The organism is Miniimonas sp. S16 (assembly GCF_057748195.1).
Genome location: NZ_CM173242.1, coordinates 1,439,765 through 1,458,298 on the forward strand (window position 1 = coordinate 1,439,765; position 18,534 = coordinate 1,458,298).

Genomic DNA, 18,534 nt, shown 5'->3' on the forward strand with positions numbered 1-18,534 from the left:
CCGACCTCCGCCGTCAGTCGACGGCCTCCGCGCTGTAGAGCAGCACGTGGTCGGGGTTGACGCGTGCGTCGACGAGCCCCGTGTGCACGAGCACCGAGCCCGGCAGCTCGACCCCGAGGTGCTCCCCCACCTGCCGCAGCCGGGGCGCGTGCCCCTCGTGCAGGTCGGCGAGGTAGGCGGAGTGGTCGCGCTCGACGCCCCACCACTGCGGCGGGAGCAGGCCCGACGGCGCGCTCCCCACCAGGACGGGCGCCACCCGGTAGCGCCGGTCCGGGTCGAGCCCCGGGAACCGGAGCCGGCCCAGCAGCGCCGTCTCGTGCGTCGCGACCGAGGCGAAGGAGTAGATCGCTCGGGAGCGGTCCGGGCTCACGACGCCCGACGCCGTGAGCGAGGCGTTCGGGAAGTCGACGCGGACGAGGTCGCCGCGCAGCAGGAGGCCGCGCTCACGCTTGTAGAACGCGATCCACTCGGCGAGCTCGGCGCGCTCGCGCTCGCTCGCCCGGCGCAGGTCCCACTCGATGCCGAGGTGGCCGAACAGGGCGGTCGCGGCGCGGAAGTCGAGGTCGTGCGACCGGCCCGTGGTGTGCGAGACGCCCGAGGCGATGTGCGAGCCGAGCAGCTCCGGCGGGAGCAGCTGACCGCTCCAGCGCAGCATCTGCTGCCGCTCGAGCGGGTCGATGCAGTCCGACACCCACACGCGGTCGGTCCGCTCGAGGATGCCGAGGTCCACGCGCGCACCACCCGAGGCGCACGCCTCGATCTCCAGCCCCGGGTGGGCGGCCCGGATCTCGTCCATCAGCCGGTAGACCGCGAGGGTCTGCGCGTGCACGCCCGGCCGGCCCGCGGGTCCGCTGCCGGCGTCGACGAGGTCGCGGTTGTGGTCCCACTTGATGTAGTCGATGCGGTACTCCGCGAGCATCGCGAGGATCGCGTCGCGAATGTAGGCGTAGGCGTCGGGGATGCCGAGGTCGAGCACCTGCTGGTGGCGCGAGGGCACCGGCATCCGGCCGCCGGTCGCGAGCACCCAGTCCGGGTGCGCGCGGGCGACGTCGGAGTCGAGGTTCACCATCTCGGGCTCGAACCACAGGCCGAACTGCATGCCGAGGTCCTTCACCCGGTCGACGAGCGGGTGCAGCCCGTCCGGCCACACGTCGGCGGACACGGTCCAGTCGCCGAGGCCGGAGTAGTCGTCGCGCCGGGAGCCGAACCAGCCGTCGTCGAGCACGAACCGCTCGACGCCGAGCGACGCCGCGATCTCGGCGAGCTCGAGCAGCGGCGGCAGGCGGTGGTCGAAGTAGACCGCCTCCCACACGTTGATCGTGACCGGTCGCTCGACGTCGGGGTGCTGCGGGCGCGACCGGAGGTAGCGGTGGAAGCGGTGCGCCACGCCGTCGAGCCCCTCGCCGTAGGAGCCGTAGAGCCACGGCGAGGAGTAGTGCTCGCCCGGGGCGAGGACGACCTCGCCGGGGAGCAGGAGCTCGCCGCCGCCCAGCACCTGCTCGCCGGTGGACAGCCGCTCCGCGAGGTGGGTGTGGTTGCCGCTCCAGGCGACGTGCACGCCCCAGACCTCCCCGGAGCCGAACGAGAACGACGGCGTGCCGGCGTGCAGCACGGTGGCCGCGTCCGCGCCGGTGCGGCCGCGGCGACCCTCGCGCAGGTGCGTGCCGACCGTGAGGGCGCGGCGCTGCGGCGAGCGCTCGCGACCCCACTGACCCGCGAGGTCGAGCAGCTCGCGCGCGACCGGCGGCACCGGGTACGCCAGCACGAGCTCGTCGAGCTGGTACGCGTCGGCACCGGTGTTGCGCAGCAGCGCGCGGGTACGCAGCAGACCGCCCGGCGTCAGGGCGATGCGCAGCTCGAGCGCGAGACCCGCGACGTGGTCGACGGCGAGCACGGTCACCTCCGCGGTCCCGCGCTCCAGGAGCACGGGAGTCTCGCCGTTGGCGTCCTGGTCCTCGCCGTCGATCGCGAGCGCGGTGGTGGTGAACGCGGGTGACCAGTCCCGGCCGCCACGCGAGCCGCTGATCCCGGGCCGGCCGAGCCAGCCGGTGCGCGCCTCGGGCAGCAGCGCGACGCGCACCGGCTCGTCGACGATGTTCGGCGCGATGACGTGCACCCCGGTGAGGGCGAGGGCCTGCGCGTCGGCCACCGTCAGCGCACCCAGGTCGGCGCCCCAGTGCAGCACCGCGGGCAGGCGACCCTCGGCGAGGTCGATCACGACGCCGACACCCTCGGCGTGCAGGTGGAGGTAGGCGTTGACGGGCTTGCTCATCGGTGAGGTCCTTCGGCTCGGCTGGGCATGGTCGGGGCACCGCGCGTCCAGGTGTGCCGGACGGCGGCTGTCGGGTGCTGGGGGCTGGGTGGTGGGTGCTGGGTGCTGGGGCGTGCGATCAGGGCTGGTGGGGACGGGCGCAGCGCGCGGGCTCGGTCGGGACGGGAAGGTCGTGACGCTCAGGTCGCCACGGCCGCCGACGCCGACCCGCCATCGCCCGCGTGCTCGCCGTCGGGCAGCTGCAGCTCCGCGGCCACACCCGGATCGGGCTCGGCCACCCCGCAGCCGCAGGATCGTCGCCGGACGAGGTCGGTCGGGAGGCTGACGTGGGTGCCGGCCTCGGTGTCGGGCGTACCGAGCAGCTCCAGCGCCGTGGCCGCGAGATCGGGGATGCGCTGACGCGCGGCGGTCAGCGGCGGCCAGCAGAACCGGGACTCCTCGGTGCCGTCGAAGGAGACGACCGCGACGTCGTCGGGCACGCGGACGCCCCGCTGCTGCAGCGCGAGGAGCGCGCCGACCCCCTGGATGTCGTTGCTGGCGAAGATCGCGTCGACGTCGGCGCTCTCGAGCAGCGCCTGCGCCCCGGCGAAGCCACCCTCGCGCGTGAACGGGACGCGCACGATCGGCCCGTCCGGCAGGCCGGCGGAGCGCAGCGCGAGGCGCCAGCCGTGCTCGCGGGGGTCGGGATCGCCGAACCCGCGGTGCCCGATCACGAGACCGATCCGGGTGCGCCCGTGCTCGACGAGGTGCCGCACGAGCATCTCGGCCGCGCCACCCGCGTCCGACCCGACGGTGCGGCGCCCCACCACGGGGCCCGGGCAGTCGATGAGCACGGTGGGGATGCCGGCGAGCCGGAGGCTGCGGCTGCGGTCCACGCGGGCGAACGCGGAGGTGAACAGGAGCCCGTCCACCTGCTGCGCGACGAGGTTGTCGACGATGTCCGCCTCGCGCGCGGCGTCCTCGCGCGAGTCCGCGATGAGGAGCTGCTTGCCCTGTCGCTCGGCGGCCTTGACCAGCTCGAACGTGTACTGGCCGAAGAAGGGGTTCTGGCTGTCGGCGACGACGAGTCCCAGCGTCTGCGTGCTCCCCCGGCGCAGGTTGCGTGCGCTCGCGTTCGGCACGTAGCCCAGCTGGTCCATGGCCTGCAGCACCCGGGCGCGCGTCTCGGCCGCGACGGGCCGCGGTCCGTCGTTCACCACGTAGCTCACGACGGCGGAGCTCACCCCGGCGAGGCGGGCCACGTCGACGCGGGTCGCCAGGGCGCGCGGCGCCGGTTCGGGATCGGAGCGGCGCGAGCGCCGCGTGCTCGGCTCGCCGGAGCCGGGGACGCCACCGGACATCGTGCCCTCCTTCGTTGCTGGCGCTTGCCAATCTACAGCAGTAGATCGCGACGGCAATCTACACCTGTAGACCCACGGCGTATAGAGCAGGTTGCCAATCGGCATCGCCTCGCTACCGCGGTTCTCCGCCCCGAACTTCCCTCTTGCGCGCTTCGGATCTACACGTGTAGCGTCCCATCCGTTCGACAGGCCCACGACTCCCGTGGGCATCCCAACGAAGGGAACTTGAGGTGAGTGCGAGCACAGTCGCAGACGCGGACGTGAGCACCCGCGGCAGAGCCCGAAGGTCGCTCCGCCTGCCGACCGGCCGGCGAGCCGAGCTCGCCACGGCGCTGGTCTTCATCCTCCCGGCACTGATCGGGTTCACGACCTTCTACCTGGTGCCCACCCTGCGCGGCATCTACTACAGCCTGACCGAGTACAACCTGCTGGGCTCGCCCACCTGGGTCGGGATGGACAACTACGTCAAGCTCGTCCACGACCCGCTGTTCTGGAACGCGCTGAAGGTGACGATCTGGTACGTCGTCCTCAACATCACCTTCCAGACGACGATCGCGGTCCTCCTCGCGGTCCTCATGCAGCGGCTGACGAGGTCCACGGCCCTGCGCGGCGCGCTGCTCATCCCCTGGCTGATCTCCAACGTCATCGCCGCGATGCTGTGGTTCTGGCTGCTGGACTACCAGATCGGCCTGGTGAACCAGTTCCTGGACTGGGTCGGCATCCACCGGATCGCCTTCTTCGGCGACGAGGTGTGGGCGATCCCGACGATCGCCTTCGTCAACGTCTGGCGGCACATGGGCTACACCGCGCTGCTGGTGTTCGCCGGCCTGCAGACGATCCCGAACTACGTCTACGAGGCGGCGTCCCTGGACGGCGCGTCCGAGGTGACCGCGTTCCGCCGCATCACGCTCCCGCTGCTGCGCCCGGTCCTCGCGATGGTCCTCGTCATCACCGTGACGGGCTCGTTCCAGGTGTTCGACACAGTGGCGGTCACGACGCGAGGCGGCCCCGTCAACGTCACCCGCGTCATCCAGTACTACATCTACCAGAAGGCCTTCGGGGAGGGGCAGTTCGGCTACGGCAGCGCGATCGCCGTCGTCCTGTTCATCATCCTCGCGATCCTCGCCACGCTGCAGCTGAGGCTGCTCCGCGCCGGCGACTCGGACCTGGCCTAGGAGCGCCCGCCATGACCACGACTGTCTCCGACGCTCGTCCGAACGACGCAGGCGGCGCCCACGACGCCGACGCCCAGGCGAAGGCGCGCGCCGACGCGCGGTCCCGTGCTCGCCGTCGCCGCTTCACGCCCGGCCGGATCGCCGCGTGGATCGTGATGATCGCGTTCCTCGCCCTCACGATCTTCCCGTTCCTGTGGATGCTGCGCACCGCGTTCTCCACGACCCGCGCGCTGCCCACCGACCCCTCCTCGCTCCTCCCGGTCGACTTCACCTGGGGCGCGTTCAAGCGGGTCCTCGGTCTCGCGAGCTTCGACGAGGCGGTCGCCGAGGGCGGCTCGGGTGCGGCGGTGAACTTCTGGCTCTACCTGCGCAACTCGTTCGTGTACTCCACGGCCGTGACGCTGGGCCAGGTGTTCTTCTGCTCGATGGCGGCCTACGCGTTCGCCCGGCTGCGCTGGCCCGGCCGCAACCTCGTGTTCGGCATCTTCCTCGGCGCCCTGCTGGTGCCGCCGATCTTCACGAGCCTGCCGAACTTCATCCTCATCAAGAACCTCGGCCTGCTCAACACGCTGCCCGGCATGATCCTGCCGACGCTGCTCATGACGCCGTTCGCGGTCTTCTTCCTGCGGCAGTTCTTCCTCGGCATCAACCGCGAGATCGAGGAGGCGGCCCGGATCGACGGCGCCGGCCAGTGGCGCACGTTCTTCCGGATCATCCTGCCGATGAGCGTCGCACCGGTCACCACGCTCGGCATCCTCACGTTCATCGCGACCTGGAACGACTACTTCTGGCCGCTGATCGTGGGCAACACCGAGAACACCCGCGTGCTCACGGTGGCGCTCGGGGTGTTCCGCAGCCAGACCCCGGCGGGTTCGCCCGACTGGGCCGGCCTGATGGCCGCGACGCTCGTCGCCGCGGCCCCGATGCTCCTGCTCTTCTTCTCCTTCGCCCGCCGCATCATCGACTCGATCGGCTACTCGGGCAGCAAGTAGGCGTGCCCGACGGCGACGCTCCCGTCGCCGCGTCGGCTCACCTCCCGCTCGCCGCACCACCCGCTGGGGCACTCGCCCGCAGCGCTCGCTCGACCCCTCACCCACCACCCCTGAGCCCCGCGCGCCCTGACGCCGGTCACCCGAGAGGAAAACCATGTCCAGCACCCGCACCCGTACCCGCTCCGTCGGCGGCGCGCTCGCCGTCGCCGCCGGCCTCACCCTCGTCCTCACCGCCTGCTCCGGCGGGAGCTCCGGCGGGTCCGGCGACTCCTCCGGCGGCGGCGACGCCGGCGACGCGATCGACACGTCGACCGCGTCCGGCGACATCGACTACTGGCTCTGGGACAGCAACCAGCTGCCCGCCTACCAGCAGTGCGCCGACGACTTCCACGCCGCGAACCCCGACGTCACGGTGAACATCACCCAGTACAGCTGGGACGACTACTGGACCAACGTCACCAACGGCTTCGTCGCCGGCACCGCGCCGGACGTCTTCACCGACCACCTGTCGAAGTACCCCGAGTTCGTCTCGCAGGGCCAGCTGCTCCCGCTCAACGCGACGCTCGAGGCCGACGGCGTGGACACCGGCTCGTTCCAGGAGGGCCTCGCCGACCTGTGGGTGGGCCAGGACGGCCTGCGCTACGGGCTGCCGAAGGACTTCGACACCGTGGCGATCTTCTACAACAGCACGCTGCTGGCCGACGCGGGCGTCGACCCGGCCGAGCTGCAGAACCTCGAGTGGAACCCCGACGACGGCGGCACGTACGAGAAGCTCATCGCCCACCTCACGGTGGACGGCAAGGGCGTGCGCGGCGACGAGCCCGGGTTCGACAAGGACGACGTCGCGGTCTATGGCCTCGGCCTCGACGGCGGCTCGGGCGCCGGCAACGGCCAGACCCAGTGGAGCATGTACTCCGGCACCACCGGCTGGACCGTGACCGACAAGAACCCGTGGGGCACGCACTACAACTACGACAAGCCGGAGTTCCAGAGCACCATCGCCTGGATGCGCAGCCTCATCGAGAAGGGCTACATGCCGAGCCTCGAGGCCGTGATTGGGCAGAGCTCGGCCGAGATCTTCGGCGCCGGCAAGTACGCGATGATCACCAACGGCTCCTGGATGATCAACCAGATGTTCGGCTACGACGGCGTGGAGACGGGCCTCGCGCCGACCCCGGTCGGCCCCGACGGCAAGCGCGCCAGCATGTACAACGGCCTCGCCGACTCCGTGTGGGCCGGCTCGGACAACAAGGCCGCCGCGGTGAAGTGGGTGGAGTACCTCGGCTCGGCTGCCTGCCAGGACGTGGTCGGCGCGAGCGGCGTGGTCTTCCCGGCCATCCCGAGCGGGACGGACGCCGCGAAGGCCGCGTTCGAGGCCAAGGGCATCGACGTCACGCCGTTCCTCCAGCACGTCGAGGACGGCACGACGTTCCTCTTCCCGATCACCGACAACGCCGCCGAGATCACCGGCATCATGCAGCCGGCCGTGGACGCGGTGTTCACGGGCGACGCCGAGCCGGACTCGCTCACCTCGGCCAACGACCAGGTGAACGCACTCTTCAACTGATCCGACGAGCTCGGTCGGCACGACCAGCACCACCAGCACGACCACGCGAGGGCGGGGTCCGGCACCGGCCGGGCCCCGCCCTCGCGTCAGTCGGCCGGGGCGACCTCGAGGACCGCGCGACCCACCCGCACGACGTCGACGGCCTCCACGTGGATCCCGTCCGGCACGTCCCGCACGCTGGGGTCGACCCACACCCCCGTCTCGGCACGCCACGGCAGGAGCTCCAGGACGAGCCCCGACCGGGCGAGGGCGTCCCGCTCGCGGGTCAGGTCGACGTCCCAGACGCGCCCGTGCCAGAACGTGTCGCTCACGACCGTCTCGCCGATCACCGCGCGGCCGACGTCACCGGTCCAGGTGACGCGGAGCAGGCTGCGGTCGGCGCCGTCGACGAGCTCGACCGGGAGGTCGATCGGCAGCCGGGCGGCGCCGGCGAAGTCCGTCGGCGCCGAGAGACGGTTGAGCGGCCCTCCCCGGGTCGGCGCCGGGGGGCGGGGCGCCTCGAGGGACAGCCCCTCGGCGAGGCGGGTTGTCCCCACGCCGGGGAGCGTGACGCGCAGCGTGGTCCAGATCGAGCGCGGTGGTTCGTCCCGCGCCTCACCCGCGACGGCCCGGACGCGGCCGGGCGCCGCAGGGAACAGCGAGACTCGGGCGGTGGCCTGCTCCGACAGGAGCACGAGCCGGCCGTCCCGCGCGTACGCGCCGGCCTCGGTGAGGACGAGCCGGGGTGCGCCGCCGAGGTCCAGGACGGACAGCGCGTGGGCGGTGCGCTCGTCGAGCACGAGGAGGCGAACGCCCGGGAGCTCGACGACGCAGTCCGGGCCGGGCTCGTCGATCGCCACGATCGTGCGGCCGTCCTCGCGCGTGACCCGCCCGGCGCCCGCGACCACCACGTCCCCCTCGAGCACGACCTCGGCGGGGACGCCATCGGTGGCGGCGAGCACGACGACGTCGCTCGCGCCAGGCGCACCGACCCGGGTCACGAGGGCGGCGGTCGCGCTCTGCAGCGTCACCGCATCGGTGAGGCGGTACTGGATCGGCCACGCCACGCTGACGCCTGCCGGCAGGTCGACGGGCCGCGACGGGACGGTGACCGGACCGCCCTCGAGCTCCACGGTGACCTGGACGGACTCCTGGCCGTCGATCGGGCGCCGAGCGGGCTGGTAAGTGGTGAGGAAGACGTAGCCGCGCTCGCCGTCGGAGCGCACGGCCCACCGCAGCTCGCCGGGGTCCTCGCTGCCGCCCCCGACGCTCGCTGTCATGGCCGCGAGCGCCTCGCCGTCGAGCGCGAGCCACAGGTTCTGCAGGCGCAGGGCATGGAAGTGCGGACGCAGCTGACCGAACTCGCCGATCGGCGCGTAGAAGTCGTAGGTCAGGGTCGGGACGTCGTTCGGGTAGCCGGTCGCGTGCGACTCCTGCGAGGTCCCCCAGGGTCCGCGCCGGATCGTCCCGCCCGCGTACATGTAATAGCCCTGCCAGACCGACCCGCTGCCGAGCTTGGCCAGCGAGAGCGCGGTGACGTCCGCCGCGGTCATCAGCGGGCGCCGGTGGTACGCGACGTGCATCCCGCCGCCGAGCTCGCACGTGGCGTAGGGAAGCTGCTCGTCGTCCTTCAGCGGGACCGCGTCGGGGTCGAGCAGGACGCCGTCGAGGCTCTCGCGCAGGTCCTTGCCCACGCTCAGGTCGTCGCGCACGGGCGAGTAGCGGTAGTGGAACGCGGCGAACTCCGGCCACTCGGTGGTGGTCTCCTCCCAGAAGCCGTCGCCGTAGGCGGAGTACAGCGGCAGGAGCGTCTCGGGCACCTGGGCCCCGCCCCAGCCGGTGGCGGTCCAGATCGGCACCCGCAGGCCCAGCTCCTCCGCGATCGTCCGCAGGGTGGCGAGGTGCTGCGGCTGGTCGTAGAGCTCGTTGTCCATCTGGAGCCCGACGACGGGACCGCCCTCGGCGTGCGTGAGTCCGACGAGCTGCGCCGCCTGCTCGGCGAACAGCCGCCGGACGAGCGTCAGGTACTCCGGGTCGTTCGTGCGGGTGGCGAGGCCGAGCTCCTCGAGCCAGTCGGGGAAGCCGCCGTAGCGCGCCTCACCGTGGGCCCACGGGCCCATCCGCACGACGACGTCGAGCCCGTGCTCGGCCGCGAGCTGGACGAACGCCCGCAGGTCCAGGTTGCCGGACCAGTCGAACTCACCGGGTCGGGGCTCGTGCGCCTGCCAGAACACATAGGTGGCGACGGTGCCGAGGCCGCCGGCACGCGCGAGGCCCAGCACCTCGTCCCAGCGGTGGCGGTCGATCCGGGAGTAGTGGATCTCACCCGTGACGGGGAACCACGGCCGGCCGCCGCGTTCGAGAGAGCGGCTGGTCACGTCGATCCGGTCGGGCGTGCCCTCCGGCTCGCCGAGCGCGAGGTGCCCGCGCCGCGGCTCCTGCGGGCGGCCCACGCGCAGGTGCCTGGCGGCCGGTGCAGCCGGTGCAGCCGGTGTGGACCGCCCGGGCTCGACCGGTGACGGCGTGGGACTCGTGGTGCTCATGTCTCTCCTGCGAGGCGCGACGGGCTCGCGCGGCCCGCGACAGCGTTCCACGGTAGGCGAGCGTTGACCCTCGCGGGGATGGCCGATTCGATGTGGACCATGGATGAACCCCCGCGCGCCACGCCCGAGTACCTGCGCGAGGGGTTCGCGGGACAGCGCATGGTGGTGGTCGCGCGACCGGTGGTGAGCGCGGCGCTCACCCGGCCGGTGACCAGGCGACTCCTCGTCACCGACGCAGGCTTCTTCCCGCACGCCGCGCGGCACGGCCGCACCCGTCCGGCCGGCTCCCGGGAGCACATCCTCATGGTCTGCTCGGGCGGCGCCGGCTGGTGTCGGACCCCCGATGGACGATTCGACGTGCAGCGGGGCGATGCGCTGCTGCTGCCCGCGGGGGTCTCCCACGAGTACGTCGCGTCCGAACGGGACCCCTGGACGCTGTGGTGGATGCACGTCACCGGGGCGGACGCCGCCGAGCTGGTCCACGCCGCCCACGCGGCGACCGGCGGTGTGCTCTCCCACCTGCGCGACGCCGGGACCGTCACCGCTCTGCTCGCGCGGGTCGTCGACGGCCTCGACGCCGCGACCGCCGGCGGCCTCGTCCGTGCCTCCGGTGCCGCGTGGAACGCCCTCACCGAGGTGATCGCGACCGGACGACGCACCCGCGGGTCGACCCTGGGCCCGATCGAGCGGGCGGTCGAGCACCTGCGCGCCACGGCGCCGCGCCGGACCGCCGTCGAGGAGCTCGCCACGATGGTCGGCCTCAGCACGTCCCAGTTCGGAGCGCTCTTCCGCCAGCAGGTCGGGGTGCCTCCGCTGCGCTACCAGAACGACCTGCGGATGGCTCGGGCGCGGGAGCTGCTGGACAGCAGCACGATGCCCGTGGCCGCCGTCGCGAGCGCGTGCGGGTACGACGATCCCCTGTACTTCTCCCGGCAGTTCACGAAGACGCACGGCGTGCCGCCGACCGCCTACCGCGAGCGCCAGGCCTGATCCGCGACGAGGCCGGGCGGTACCACGACGGCGTAGTCCCGGCCGCGATTTCGTCCATGGAACCCGCGGGTCCCGACATGCCCACTCGCGCGGCACCTTCCTAGTGTCGTGAGCACCGACGGCGACCCGTCCAGGTCCGCCCGCACCGAGGCACCGCCCGCACCGAGGCAACCCGCACCAGGGCACTGAGCGCGGCGAGCCGAGAACGACGAGCCGAGCTCCGACGCCCCGAGAGAGGTCCCGCGATGTCCACCACCGAGCGAATCGCCGACGCTACGCCACGGCACCGGCCGCTCCCGCTCGCGACCGGAGCCACGCCGAGCGAGCGGGCGCGGATCGTTCTTCCCGAGGCCCCCGCGAATGTGGCGGCTCGCCTGACGTCGGGTGCGGCGGTCGCGTGGAGCCAGCCCCTCACGATCACGACGTACGAGACTGGGGCACCCAGCGCGTACCCGATGTATCTGGACCAGCGGGTCTACCAGGGCTCCAGCGGGCGCGTCTACCCGCTGCCCTTCGTGGAGAGCGTCGCCGACGACGGCGTCGCGCGGGACTGGCAGGCGATCCACCTCGAGAACTCCTACGTCCGGCTCGTGGTGCTGCCGGAGCTGGGCGGACGGATCCACATCGGCTACGACAAGACGACCGGGTACGACTTCTTCTACCGCAACAACGTCATCAAGCCCGCGCTGGTGGGGCTCGGCGGGCCGTGGATCAGCGGCGGGGTCGAGCTCAACTGGCCGCAGCACCACCGCCCCGCGACCTACCTGCCGGTCGAGACGACCATCGAGCACGACGACGGCACCGTCACTGTGTGGTGTCACGACCACGACCCGCATCACCGGATGTCCGCGCAGCACGGCGTGCGCCTGCGCGCGCACAGCTCGGTCCTCGAGCTCGTGGTCAGGCTGCACAACCGCACCAACGAGCGCCAGACGTTCCTGTGGTGGGCGAACGTCGCCGCCGCGGCGGGCGACGACTACCAGTCCTTCTTCCCCGAGGACGTGCGCTACGTGGCCGACCACGCGCGCCGCGCGCTCACCGCCTTCCCGCACGCCGACCGGCCCTACTACGGCGTGGACTACCCGGCACGCGCCGAGGTCACGCCGGGCGCGGACCGGATCGACTGGTACCGCAACATCCCGGTGCCGACGTCGTACATGGTGGTCGACTCCCAGCAGGACTTCTTCGGCGGCTACGACCACGGCGCAGGCGCCGGCTTCGTCCACTGGGCCGAGCGCCGGATCTCCCCCGGAAAGAAGCAGTGGACGTGGGGCGACGCGCCCTTCGGCCACGCGTGGGACGCGCAGCTCACCGACGACGACGGGCCCTACGTCGAGCTCATGGCCGGGGTCTACACGGACAACCAGCCCGACTTCACGTGGCTCCTGCCCGGCGAGACCAAGCTCTTCACGCAGTACTGGTACCCGATCCCCGCCATCGGGCCGGCCCATCAGGCGACACCGGACGCCGCCGTCAGCGTCGAGCGCGAGGACGGGATCACGGCCTCGTTCGCCGTCACCTCGCCGCGCCCGGGCGCGCGCCTGCTGATCCGCCGCGGCGAGGAGATCCTCGCGAGCGCCACGGTCGACGCCGTGCCCGGCGTCCCAGTCTCGCTGCACGCCGACGGTGAGCCCGACGGCGTCAGCGTCGAGCTGCACGACGCCGCGGGTCGCCTTCTGGTCGCCTGGGCGCCCACCGAGGTCGCCGACGGCGAGCCGTGGGTCGCCTCGGAGCCGGCGGCACCCGAGGAGATCGACTCCGTGGAGGAGCTCTGCCTCATCGGCGTGCACCTCGCCCAGTACCGCCACCCCACCCGCTCCCCGCTGCCCTACTGGTCCGAGGCCCTGCGCCGCGACCCCGGACACGTCGGCACCCACCTCGCGCTCGCCGATCGGGACTACCGCGCCGCGCGGTACGCCGCCGCGCTCGAGCACGCCGAGACCGCGCTCGAACGGCTCACGCGACGCAACGCCAACCCGCAGGACGCCGGGGCCTTCTACCTCGCCGGGCTCGCACTCGCTCGGCTGGGCCGGACTGCCGAGGCCGAGTCGGCCTTCGGCAAGGCGGGGTGGGACGGCACCTGGGCGCCCGCGGCCGGCCTGGAGCTCGCGCGCTCGCTCGCGGCACGCGGGCGCAACCGGGCGGCGCTGCGCGTCCTCGACACGCTCGACGGCGTGGTGGGCCACGACGCCCGACGTCCCGCTCTGCGTGCCGTACTGCTGCGCCGGCTCGGGTGCCCCGACGGCGCCGACCGGGTCCTGGCGGCCGCGCTCGGCGCCGACCCGCTCGACGCGACGCTCCGCGTGCTCGCCGCTCGGCCGGCTCCGACCGACGCGGGGATCCGCTACGACGTCGCCCTCGACCTGTGGCGTGCGGGCGAGGTGGAGCAGGCTCTCGCGCACCTGGCCGAGGTCGCCGCGGCGCCGAGCACGCCGGCCGGAAGCTGGGCTCCGATCGCGCACTACACGGCCGCCGCGATCCTCGCGGACCTCGGGCAGGCGGACGAGGCGGCCGAGCGCCGGGCGGCAGCACGCGCGAGCGACGCCACCTGGGCGTTCCCGAACGGTCTGGACCAGCACGACGTGCTCGTGGCGGCACTGCACGCCGATCCCGGTGATGCGCGCGCCGCGGCGCTGCTCGCCATGCTGCTGTACTCCCGCGACCGGCGACCCGAGGCCGCCGAGCTGTGGGAGACCGCCGTCTCCGCGGGGGGCGAGGACCCGGTGCTCCTGCGCAACGCGGGCCTCGCCGCCTACAACGTGACCCACGACGACGCGCTCGCGTGGCGGCGGTACGAGCAGGCGATCGCGCTCGCCCCCGACGACGCCCGGCTGCGGTACGAGCAGGACCAGCTCGCCGCGCGCCTGGGACACACGAACGCCGAGCGGCTCGCGCGCCTGGAGCCCGTGCGTCACCTCGTGCTCACGCGCGACGACCTCACGATCGAGTACGTGGGGCTGCTCACCGCCTGCGGCCGGGCGCAGGAGGCGCTCGACGTGCTCACCACGCGGCGCTTCCACCCGTGGGAGGGCGGGGAGGGCCGCACCCTGGCCGCCTGGGACGCGGCGCGCGACGCGCTCGGGCTCCCGCTCGCCGATCCGCCGGCGACCCTCGGCGAGGCTCGCCCGGAGTTCGTGCCGCCGGTCGCCCGGCACGCCTCCGGCGTCACGGACTACTTCGCGACGTCGCTGCCGGAGCTGCTCCTCTTCACCCGGGGCGAGACCGGCGGACGCTGACCCCAGCGTCCGGAACCCGCAGGAGATCGGACTGCGACGCCGGGCCCGGCCGAGCTCGCAGGCGTCGGCGTCGGGGTCGGGGTCGGCGTCAGCCCAGCTCGAGCGACACCGTCACGTACGAGTGCGCCGGCAGGTCCACCTCGAGGCCGAGGGCGTGCGGACGCACGCCGTCGTGCGCGACCGGTGCGACGGCGTCGGGCGCCCCCGGCGTGTTGTGCGTCTGGAGCGTCGCGGCGGTGAGCACCCGCGCGCTCGAGGCGGTCACGTCGCGCCCACGCAGGTCGAGCACGACGGTGCGCGCCTCCTGCGCGTCGAGGTTGGACAGCGAGACCAGCGCGGTGTCGTCCTTGGTGGAGGCCGACGCCGACAGCAGCGGCAGCTCCGTTCCCTCGACCTCGCGCGTCGGCACCTCGCCCTTGACCCGCACCGCGAGCGAGGCGGCGTCGTGGTGCCCGACGTTCATCTCGAACACGTGGTAGGTCGGCGTGAGCACGAGCGCCCCCGAGTCCGGGTCGGTGAGGATCATCGCCTGCAGCACGTTGACGGTCTGCGCGATGTTCGCCATCACCACCCGGTCGGCGTGGTCGTGGAAGGCGTCGAAGTGCACGCTGGCCACGAGCGCGTCGCGCAGGGTGTTCTGCTGGTACAGGAAGCCAGGGTTGGTGCCGGGCTCGACATCCCACCAGGTCCCCCACTCGTCCACCACGAGGCCGACGCGCCGCTTGGGGTCGTAGCAGTCCATGACGGCGGCGTGCCCGGCGACGATCTCGCGCATCCGGTGCGCGCGGCGCATCGCGACGTAGTACTCCTCGACGTCGAACTCCGTGGCCGAGCCCTTCGACACGCCCCAGGTCCCGGTCATCGTGTAGTAGTGGATCGACAGGCCCTGGAAGTAGCTCTGCGGCTCGCGCGAGCAGCCCAGGCACGACAGCGACTTCATGAGCGTCTCGGTCCACGCGTAGTCGTCCGCGTTGGCGCCCGCGGCGATCTTGTAGACCTTGTTGTCGCCGTGGTTGCGCACGTACGTGGCGTACTGCCGTGCGAGGTCGGCGAAGTGCTCGGCGCGCATGCTCCCGCCGCAGCCCCACGCCTCGTTGCCCAGGCCCCAGAACGGCACGCGCCACGGGTCGTCCTGGCCGTTGCTGCGCCGCAGGGACGCCATCGGGGAGTCGTCGCCGCGAGTGAGGTACTCCACCCACTCGCTCATCTCGCGCACCGTGCCGGAGCCGATGTTCCCCGAGACGTAAGGGTCGGCCCCGAGCAGCTCGCACAGGTGCATGAACTCGTGCGTGCCGAAGGAGTTGTCCTCCACGACGTCGCCCCAGTGCGAGTTGACCATCCGGGGGCGGTCCTCGCGCGGGCCGATGCCGTCGCGCCAGTGGTAGTCGTCGGCGAAGCAGCCGCCCGGCCAGCGCAGGTTCGGGATCGCGACGGCGCGCAGCGCCTCCACGACGTCGAGCCGGATCCCACCCTCGTGCGGCAGGTCGGAGTCCTCGCCCACGTAGAACCCGCCGTAGATGCAGCGGCCCAGGTGCTCGGCGAAGTGGCCGTACACGTGCCGGGAGATCGTGGGGCCGGGCAGGTCGAGGTCGACGACGGCGATGAGCGGCTCGGGCATGAGGGGTCCTTCGGTCTGGGTCGGGTTGAGGCGGGTCGAGACGGGTCGAGTCGGGTCGTACCGCGTCAGAGCGCGTCGAGGCGCTGCCACTCGCCGCGGCTGAGCGGCAGCACGGTGCCGTGCTTGGTGTTCGGCGGCAGGTCGAGGTCGGGCACGACCCGCCACTCCCCCGAGGCGAGGTCGGTCGTGGTCAGGGCACGGTAGCCCTGCGGGTCCAGCTCGTAGCTGTCCACCCACAGGTACCACCGGCACTCGTGGTGGTGGCGGAACACCAGGGGCGCCTCGACCCCGACGGCGAGCTCGCGGCCCAGCCCGTCGGCGGTGGCCACGAAGTCGTCGGCGAGGAACGCCGAGCCGGTCTCCTGGAAGACCCCGCGGTCCCCGCCGTTGTCCTTGGCGAACCGGTGCACCCGGGCGTGCTCGCCGTCGCGCGTCGGGCTCTCGACGTACACGGTGAGGTCGATGACCTCCTCGCCCTGGTCGAGGTACACCTGCGCCGGCTCGAACGTCACGAAGTCGCGCGTGCGCGCCACGAGGATGCGGCTGTAGGACTCCCCGGCGTGCTCGACGTCGTCGGGCGCGTAGAGCGTGGAGGACCAGTAGACGAGGTACTCCCCCGACTCCTCGTCGTAGTGCGCCTCGGGCGCCCACGCCATGCCGGCCTCGGCCGGCGCCACGGTGACGTACCGCGGCGCCGACCAGGTCACGAGGTCGGGCGAGTCCCACACCACGAGGTCACGACTGCCGTGCCGGTGCAGGTGGTCCCAGTCGATCGTCGGCTGTCCGGTCCACACGCGAAGGTCGGTCGCGACGACGTGGAACCCCTCGCCGTCGTGCCGGCGTACGAGGTGCGGGTCACGGATGCCCCTCGCCCCGCGGGTCGACTCGGCGACCGGCTCACCACCGTTGAGGCGACGCCACCGCAGGGGGTCGTCGCCCACCGAGAGCGAGAGGTAGAGCCGCTCGCCGTGGCCCACGTGGTCCTCGACGAAGTGCACCAGGACATACCCGTAGGGATCGAGGTCGGTCACGGCTCAGCCCTTCACGCTGCCGGCGAGCAGCCCGGAGACGATGTGGCGCTGCGTGAACACGAAGAAGATCACCATCGGGATGAGCGCGACCACCGAGACGGTCATGAACATCGGCCAGTCCGTGGTGAACTCCGAGACCGCGTTGTAGACCTGCAGCACCACGGTGCGCTTGTCCGGGCTGGAGATGAACACGGTCGGGATGAGGAAGTCGTTCCACACCCACATCGTCTGGAACACGCCCACCGTCACGAGGATCGGCTTGATGAGCGGCAGCGCGATGTGCCAGAAGATCCGGAACGGGCCGGCGCCGTCGAGCCGGGCCGCCTCGATCACCTCGAACGGGAGCGTCCGCATGTACCCCTGGATGAGGAAGTAGCAGAAGATCGCGCCGCCCATGTACATCACGACGAGGCCGTTGAGGTCGTTCACGAGCTTGAAGCCCACGAGCGTGCGGTAGAGCGGGATGAGGGTGGACTGCCCGGGGACGATGAAACCGATGAGCAGGATGTTGCCGATGAGGAGGTTGAGCCGGCTCGTCCGCATGATCATCGCGAACGCCGCGAGCGCCCCGACGACGAGCTGGAGCACCACCGAGAGCGCGGTCACATAGAGCGTGTTCGCGAACGACCGGTACATCCGCGGGTCGGTGAGGACCTCCTGGAAGTTGCCGAGGAACAGCTCGGTGGGCGGCGCCAGCGGCGAGGTCACCATCTGGCCCTGCGTCTTGAACGTGTTGACGACGATGTAGTACAGCGGGATCCCGATGAAGCACGCCAGCAGGATCATGACGGCGCTCAGCAGGATGCGGCGCCAGAGCGGCCTGGTCACACGAACCTCCGCTCGATGTAGCGCGTGAGCGCGAGCTGGCTGAAGGACAGGATGCCGACCGCGACCGTGAACATCACGGCGAGCGCTGAGGCCAGGCCGTACCGGCCCTGCCCGACGCCGGACACGATGATCGACTGCGTGATCGTGTACGTGGCGAAGCCAGGTCCGCCGTTGGTGAGCGTGTAGGGCAGGTCGAACACCTTGAGGCCGCCGGTCATGAGCAGGAACGTGCTGATCACGACGGCGGGGGTGAGCAGCGGGAGGGTGATGCCGAAGAACTGCTGGCGGGGGGACGCCCCGTCAATCTTCGCGACCTCGTAGTACTCACCGGGGATCGACTGCAGGTACGCGGTGTAGAGCACCGCGTGCCACCCCGTGGCGGCCCACACCCCGACGACGATGACGGACAGTCGGGCGAGGGAGTCGACCGAGAGCCAGCCGATCGGTTCGACGCCGAACCGGGCCAGCACCGAGTTGAGGACGCCGGACTCCAGCGGCGAGAGCACGTAGCGCCACACCAGGCCGAGGATGGCCATCGACGGAATGGCGGGGAAGAACCACACGGACCGGACGAAGTTGCGCCCGAAGAACACCTTGTTCAGCTGCACCGCGAGCGGGATCGCCAGCCCCGTGATAAGGAGGGTGGTCCCGACGGCGAACAGCAGGGTGAACCCGAGGCCGGCGAGCATGGACGGGTCCTGGAGGATCTTCGCGTAGTTGTCCAGGCCGACGAAGTTCGCCTCGGGGCTGTAGCCGGTGAAGTCGGTCAGGCTCCAGTAGAAGGTCTGCACCAGCGGGACGACGAAGAGGAAGACGAACACGATCAGGGCGGGCAGCAGGAACGCCTGGTTGACGGCGACCTGCTTCCACCCCCCGGACGCCCCGCCGCGCAGGGAGCCCCTCCTGCTCAGCGCCCGGGGCGGGCGCACTGCGACTGCACTCATGGATCACTCACCTCTCGGG

Annotated in this window: 12 protein-coding genes; 5 read left to right on the top strand and 7 right to left on the bottom strand. The window is 72.1% G+C overall.

Going from position 1 to position 18,534, the window contains the following annotated elements:
• Positions 1 to 13 precede the first annotated feature (13 nt).
• A complete protein-coding gene (locus AC3AQ1_RS06280; protein ID WP_108718275.1) occupies positions 14 to 2,272 on the bottom strand; it encodes an alpha-galactosidase in 2,259 nt (752 codons plus the stop codon).
• Between the two features lie 179 nt (positions 2,273 to 2,451).
• Positions 2,452 to 3,612, bottom strand: a complete 1,161-nt coding sequence (locus AC3AQ1_RS06285; RefSeq protein ID WP_159096414.1) for a LacI family DNA-binding transcriptional regulator — start codon at positions 3,610 to 3,612, stop codon at positions 2,452 to 2,454.
• Positions 3,613 to 3,872: 260 nt separating this feature from the next.
• Between AC3AQ1_RS06285 and AC3AQ1_RS06290 the strand changes: the two genes are divergently transcribed.
• From AC3AQ1_RS06290 to AC3AQ1_RS06300, 3 genes are all read left to right on the top strand, one after another.
• Entirely contained in the window at positions 3,873 to 4,787 is a 915-nt protein-coding gene (locus tag AC3AQ1_RS06290; protein ID WP_108718277.1) for a carbohydrate ABC transporter permease, read from the top strand.
• Positions 4,788 to 4,798: 11 nt separating this feature from the next.
• Positions 4,799 to 5,779 (top strand): carbohydrate ABC transporter permease, encoded by a 981-nt coding sequence (locus tag AC3AQ1_RS06295; RefSeq protein ID WP_108718278.1) that lies wholly within the window; start codon positions 4,799 to 4,801, stop codon positions 5,777 to 5,779.
• A 154-nt stretch (positions 5,780 to 5,933) separates the two neighbouring features.
• Complete coding sequence (locus AC3AQ1_RS06300; RefSeq protein WP_108718279.1) at positions 5,934 to 7,346, top strand: ABC transporter substrate-binding protein; 1,413 nt, start codon at positions 5,934 to 5,936, stop codon at positions 7,344 to 7,346.
• An 86-nt stretch (positions 7,347 to 7,432) separates the two neighbouring features.
• Here AC3AQ1_RS06300 and AC3AQ1_RS06305 read toward each other — a convergent pair whose 3' ends face one another.
• Positions 7,433 to 9,868: a beta-galactosidase gene (locus AC3AQ1_RS06305; RefSeq protein ID WP_108718280.1), complete on the bottom strand. Its 2,436-nt coding sequence runs from the start codon at positions 9,866 to 9,868 to the stop codon at positions 7,433 to 7,435.
• 78 nt (positions 9,869 to 9,946) lie between these two features.
• Between AC3AQ1_RS06305 and AC3AQ1_RS06310 the strand changes: the two genes are divergently transcribed.
• Together AC3AQ1_RS06310 and AC3AQ1_RS06315 are read left to right on the top strand one after the other, a co-directional pair.
• Positions 9,947 to 10,858 carry a helix-turn-helix domain-containing protein gene (locus AC3AQ1_RS06310; RefSeq protein ID WP_234417843.1) on the top strand — a complete coding sequence of 304 codons (912 nt, stop codon included), beginning with the start codon at positions 9,947 to 9,949 and terminating at the stop codon, positions 10,856 to 10,858.
• 245 nt (positions 10,859 to 11,103) lie between these two features.
• A complete protein-coding gene (locus tag AC3AQ1_RS06315) occupies positions 11,104 to 14,094 on the top strand; it encodes a DUF5107 domain-containing protein (RefSeq protein ID WP_108718282.1) in 2,991 nt (996 codons plus the stop codon).
• Positions 14,095 to 14,182: 88 nt separating this feature from the next.
• On the opposite strand, the gene AC3AQ1_RS06320 is transcribed toward AC3AQ1_RS06315, so the two are convergent.
• From AC3AQ1_RS06320 to AC3AQ1_RS06335, 4 genes are all read right to left on the bottom strand, one after another.
• Positions 14,183 to 15,712, bottom strand: coding sequence for an alpha-N-arabinofuranosidase (locus AC3AQ1_RS06320; protein WP_108718283.1), 1,530 nt, complete (start codon positions 15,710 to 15,712; stop codon positions 14,183 to 14,185).
• 65 nt (positions 15,713 to 15,777) lie between these two features.
• Positions 15,778 to 16,743, bottom strand: coding sequence for a glycoside hydrolase family 43 protein (locus AC3AQ1_RS06325; RefSeq protein WP_108718284.1), 966 nt, complete (start codon positions 16,741 to 16,743; stop codon positions 15,778 to 15,780).
• A gap of 3 nt (positions 16,744 to 16,746) precedes the next feature.
• Entirely contained in the window at positions 16,747 to 17,571 is an 825-nt protein-coding gene (locus AC3AQ1_RS06330) for a carbohydrate ABC transporter permease (RefSeq protein WP_199916542.1), read from the bottom strand.
• The gene (locus AC3AQ1_RS06335; protein WP_108718285.1) at positions 17,568 to 18,515 is read right to left on the bottom strand and encodes a carbohydrate ABC transporter permease; all 948 of its coding nucleotides are present in this window, start codon (positions 18,513 to 18,515) and stop codon (positions 17,568 to 17,570) included. The genes AC3AQ1_RS06330 and AC3AQ1_RS06335 overlap by 4 nt, the downstream gene beginning before the upstream one ends.
• Positions 18,516 to 18,534 lie beyond the last annotated feature (19 nt).